The sequence below is a fragment of the Elusimicrobiota bacterium genome, from assembly GCA_016180815.1.
Taxonomy (GTDB): domain Bacteria; phylum Elusimicrobiota; class Elusimicrobia; order JACQPE01; family JACQPE01; genus JACPAN01.
The window spans coordinates 1-5,489 of record JACPAN010000036.1; the positions used below are offsets into that span (position 1 = coordinate 1).

Consider the following 5,489-nt stretch of genomic DNA (forward strand, 5'->3'; position numbering starts at 1 on the left):
CGGCTATCAGTTGGGGCGCGATAAAGGTGCGGGGCCTGGCATCGGTGCGGGCTTGGGATTCCGGCATGCGGGCTTGGGCGTGGACTATGCGTTTGTGCCGTTCGGGGATTTGGGCGACACGCACAGGGTCAGCTTGTCGTTGAAGTTTTAGCGCAACGAGCAATAAGCGATTGATGTCCATCCCGGTTCAAGCCGGGATGCATTCCTAAATCCTTCAATAATTTAGTGTGATTACTTGCACATGGCGTTTTTGAACATTAAGTATCAAACTAAAGAATAAAGATTGATGGCATCTCGCGTGGGGAGGAGTGCATGAATCGCGCCAGCCGGGTAATTTTTCGTTCGTTCGTCGTGGTTGCCTTGGTTGCTGTATCTTTTTTGAAAATTTCCTTGGCCGGTGATTTACGTGTCGAGGTTTTGGATCAAGTCAGCAACCCGGTTGCCGGCGCCCAGGTTTATGTGATTTTTTTCTCAACCACCATCCAGGAGGGCTCCGGCGGCGGCCCGGACCCGTCGTACAGCCAATTCGGCACCGCCAGCTCAACAGGCGTTATTCATTTTACTTTGGTTGACGGACTGGATTATTTTGTTTTTGCGACCAGCCATAATTACACCCCGACATTAAGAGACCAGGTGATGGACCCATTCGTCGCTTCGGTTAACGGCGCAGGGGGTAATTTCACGAAAACGTTGACTTCAGGCGCCGCTGATATGGCTTTTGCCAATGTCGTTTTCGTCAATGTGCCCGGGCCTTTCCCCAAATTGTTGATGGGCGATGTGCGCGGAAGGGATTCCTTTGAACCTGTGGCGTTCGCCATGATTCGGGCCACGGACACGGTTTCTTCCGGCGTTGTCCCCAATGTTCCCAGGCCGGCGGCCGGCGAGGACGTCCGTGAGCTTGATATCGGATTTTTTTCTCCGGCGGATAATTTGGGCTCCGGAGATAGAATTATTTTATCCAGCGAAGCCGCAGGCGTTTCCAATATTCTTGATTTCAATCAAGCCAGCGTGCCTTCTTATATTCATGACGAGGTGCAGCAGCAGGGCCCCATCGCTTTCGGAGACACTGCTTTGGAAGGGGTATTAAAAGACAATACCGGCCGGCCGGTCAGTTTTGACCGGGGCGCGCGGGTCGAAGCCCGACAGGACAATTTTGCCGGTCCTTTCGTGGCCCATGCCTTTGTCGAGCCCAACGGCAAGTATTCCTTTTTCGCTTCATCTCCCAGCATGGGCATTTACGACGGTTTTGTCGTGGGCACGACTTATTACATCGAGGCCGCGGCCTGGGGCTTTCGAACCAGCACATTCACTTTTCTTTATGACGGTGTAAAATTGACGTCCAATCCGATTATTTCTCCGGGAACCGGAGTTATTAAGGGGCATGTGCGGGCCGTTAACGCGGCCGGGCAAAGCATTTTATTGCCCAGAGCGCATGTCAATGCGTGGCCGGATTGGAATCCCTGGCCCGGCGCTGATGCGTTCGGCGGTGGCGTGCCCCACGGAGCGACCGGCGGCGGATTTACGCAATCCGCTACCGGTTATTATGAAATCACGGGTTTGACCGAAGGCAATTATCAGGTGCAGGTTTGGACGGAATTCGCTCAGCAGCCGGCTGTTTTTAATTTCGGTCCCGATCAAAATCCCGGTTGCGGGGGCGTTCCGGATGACCGGCGCGTGAGCGTGGGTTCGGATGATATTGTCCGCATTTACGCCTGCAACGGCGCTCAACTCGGTCCCGCCGGCGCCAATGTGGATTTGGTGGTCAAAATCGCCACTTCGACGGCCGGCATCATTAAAGGGACTCTTTCTTTTCCCGGAATCACGGACTTAAGAAACACGCCGGTCATGATCACGGCCAGGGAGCCTTTCGGCGGGGGCGGGAATGAAACATGGGAACCGCCGAAAAGCGGTTTCGCGGTCGTGGCTGCCAGCGGCGCGGCTCAATATGATTATCAGATTGATGTGCCGACGGGAACCCTTTATGAGCTTTCCGTGAGCGCCGAGGGTTGGGGTTTGGTCTATGATTTCGGCCATTTTTTTCCTCGGGTGGATTTGCAATTGAGCACATCCTCGATCGGCAACAATTTCACCTTGGCCCGGGCAGGTAAAATCAAAGGCGTCATTAAATTGCCCGACGGCATGATGTTTAAGCCTTGCTTCGGTCCGGCTTGCGCCAAGTTCGGCGGCGCCGCCGTCGATGCGCAGAGTTTGAATGTGCAAAGCTTCGGTTGGGACGATCTTGGGGAAGACGGCGTCTTCGAGATCTCGGGCTTGCTTCCCGGCTTATACAATTTGAAAACCCATGGGTGGGGAGAATTTCCTTACGTTGACGGCTTTCTCAGCGGAGTCGCGGTGGGCACGGGCACCACCAAGGTTGAAATCCGTCTGGAAGACGGCGTGCCCATTTGTGCTCAAGTGTCCACGGCCAGTTTGCCGTCTTTGGAACCCACCGAGAAAATTAGGATGGCTCTCTTGGACGCCGGCACCCCGTTGGACAATAAGGGCATCGCCCAATTATTGGATTGGGGGGAACATCAGGCGAAATTCGAGCTGGGCGTTTCCACGACAACCGGCAGATGCAAAAAGCCCATCCGGCTGCCGAACAAAGCCTTTGATGTGTATCTTCTGTTGGAGCATGTCTTGGATGAGGAGGTGATGACGTCCTCGGGTCCTACAAGGGTCATGTCCACGCCTACGCGTGAATTCGCCTCTATTTTGGGTACTGCCAAGAATTATCAAGTGGGTCGTTCTACCCAAGCTACGATTTTCGTCCGGCCGCCTTGGACTCCCGATGAAGTCACCTGCGATCCTCAAACAGGCCCACAAAGCCCGGGCTGCGAACCCGCCGACCCTATTACCATTGCCCGCTCCAATTCCGGGACCAGGAAAGTTTCAGGCTCGGTGATCGGCGCCAATATCATCCGTCTGCCTGATTGTCAGGACGCGCAAAAGGATTTTAATAAGCTGTTTAAATTCCTTCCCTTTGTTTCGGCCTTCGATAGCAGAGGCGTTTTCGTGGGCGCCTCGATCGCCATCCCTAATTTTGCGAACCTCAACCAACTGTATGCGTTGATGGGTAAGATTTTGAGCGGGCAATGCACATCGGCTTTGGCCGATGTTTTGTCTTTGGGATGGGTTTACAGTATCGAGAATTTGCCCGCAGGCGCTTTCACCATTGCGGCGGAAACCCCGAATTATCCGCCGCTCATGTTTTCCGTGGACACGACTGCGGCCGACGTCACCCGCAATATTAATTTCGACACGGAGGTCGGCGCCGGCGCTACGATCGAGGGCGTGGTGGAAAACACGGCGGGCGTTAAAATTAAAAACGCTTCCGTTGAGGCGGAAGGGGAAAACTATGAGAAAACCGTTCCGACCGACGCCGACGGCAATTTTAAATTCGAAGGATTGCCTCCGGGTTTTTACACGCTCAACATCAATGCCGACGGATACGCCGCAGCCCGGCGTTCCTTTGATTTGGAGGCGGATAAAACCGTTACCGTCAATCTCACGGGCGCTAATGGCTTGGTGGCTGCGCCGGGCGTCATGACCGGCACGGTTTTTGATCAACGCATGCCCTCCCCGAAGGTTCGTTCCGGAGCCGTTGTCTTGGCCTATAACGACACGCTGAATAATCAAATTGCGAGCGGCCAAGCCGCCTCAACCATGGAACTTGCCTTAATCGAAACAAAAACCGGCACGGACGGCAAATACAAATTATCGGGCTTGACGCCCGGAGACGTGTACAAGATTTTCGTTCTGGCGCCGGGAAAATATCTGGCTTCGTCCACGGCCACGGCCGTCGACGGCGAGCTCGCCGGCGTTGATTTTACTTTGGTATCGAAGCCGCCGCGGCCGCATATCGGCACGTACCGGGATTCGGCGACGGGAAATTTAAAGGGAACGATTAAATCCCCCAAGAAATTGTCCAAAAAGCCGGTGGTTTTCGTCAGCTCTGGGACGTCCTTTAACGAAGCTGCGGATTATGAATTGTCCGTTTCCTCGATTCCGGGGGATAATCTGTACGCGTTTGAAGTTCCTTCCACTACCGTTAATTTGGGATTCGTCCTGCGCGTGATCGTCGACGACGGCGCTAAAAAGGAAACGTTCGACCGGCGCTCCGGCGTCAACGACAACGCCGCGGCCGAGGAAGATTTGGAGCAATTTTTGGCCCAGGAGGGGAACGTGAAATTCGATTCCTCGGGCAGCGACGCCTCCAAACTGAAATTCGGAGTGGGCGCCTTGACCCGCATTACGGGCGCCACCAGCATGTCGGTGAGCCTCTCCAGACAAGGCCTGCAGAGTTTCACGACTCAGGATTTATGCGGCAGCGGCGCCGGGTTGCTGGGCGATTTGTATCAGATTGAAATTTCCAGCGCGCAAATCAACGCCGGGCGCAGCCTGGAGCTTTCCGTGGCCTATGACAAATCAAAGGTCACTACAACCGAGGCGGCGGCCCAGCTTCAGCTTTATCAATTCGATTTTCTCAACAAGTGCTGGAAATCCGTTCCGGGCAGCGTCACCGTCAATACCCAGGCCGGCACCATTATGGCGAAGCTGGGTTCGATTTCCCGGGCTTTTTCAGCGCCGGCCAAGGCCGCTTATCTGGTTAATGACCCTGAGGCGGGCCTGGCGCGATATGTTCAAGGACAGGGCTACCAACCGATGGCCGGTAATTCCAATAATCAAGCGGGCACATTCGCCGTCGGGCCGGCGGTCTCGGCAGGTGTTTCTTCCGCCGGGCGCTTTTTGCAATACAGCGTCCCCAACCCTTTTGATTTAAAGGCCAAAACCGTCACCTTGCGGCCGGGATCGAGCCCGGCGACGCTGTCCACCAATGGAACGTACCTGGTGTTTTCGCCCACCGGCTCCGGCAACGTTAATTACACCATCCGTATTTACAATGTGGCCGCTGATTTGATCCGTGAAATCACCGGAACAGCGGCCGCCAATCAGTACAACTACGTGGAATGGGACGGCAAGAATAAATCGGGCTCTGAGGTGGCCTCAGGCGTGTACTTTGCGACTATTGACACGCCCGGGGCTCCTAAGAAACGGCCCATTAAAATGGTGGTGGTGAAATGATGAGAGTTTTATTGGCCGCCTTTGCCGTATCTATCGCGCCGGCTTTTGCCTCCGGCCCCGGGACATCGGCGGGCCAGTTTTTGCGGATACCGGTTGGCGCGCGCGCTCCTGCGTTGGGCGGAGCGTTTTCAGCCTTGGCGGATGATATCACGGCCATTCATTACAATCCTGCCGGCTTGGCGCAATTGGAGGGCAAGGAAGCGGCTATTTCCTATAACGCCTATTTCAAGGATACAGCCTCACAATTCTTAGGCTACGGGCAGAAGATGGGGGCCTGCACATTAGCCGGAGCGATTAATTTGTTTGCGGTTAAAGACATTGAGAAGCGCTCGGTCAGCGCCGGGGACGCTGATAAGCCTGACTTGGGGACGTTCAAGGCCCAGGATATGGCGTTGTCGTTAGGC

General features: G+C 54.9%; 3 protein-coding genes. All 3 read left to right on the top strand.

Going from position 1 to position 5,489, the window contains the following annotated elements:
- The coding region (locus HYT79_12480; GenBank protein MBI2071397.1) for a hypothetical protein at positions 1-151 on the top strand (151 nt) is incomplete at its 5' end.
- Between the two features lie 161 nt (positions 152-312).
- A complete protein-coding gene (locus tag HYT79_12485; protein ID MBI2071398.1) occupies positions 313-5,085 on the top strand; it encodes a carboxypeptidase regulatory-like domain-containing protein in 4,773 nt (1,590 codons plus the stop codon).
- Positions 5,082-5,489: UPF0164 family protein (locus HYT79_12490; protein MBI2071399.1), on the top strand; the 408-nt coding region annotated here is incomplete at its 3' end. The genes HYT79_12485 and HYT79_12490, both read left to right, overlap by 4 nt.

Bases quoted from the DNA above. Each gene is read 5' to 3' on its own strand.
- HYT79_12485 (MBI2071398.1), top strand. From the start codon at position 313: ATGAATCGCGCCAGCCGGGTAATTTTTCGTTCGTTCGTCGTGGTTGCC.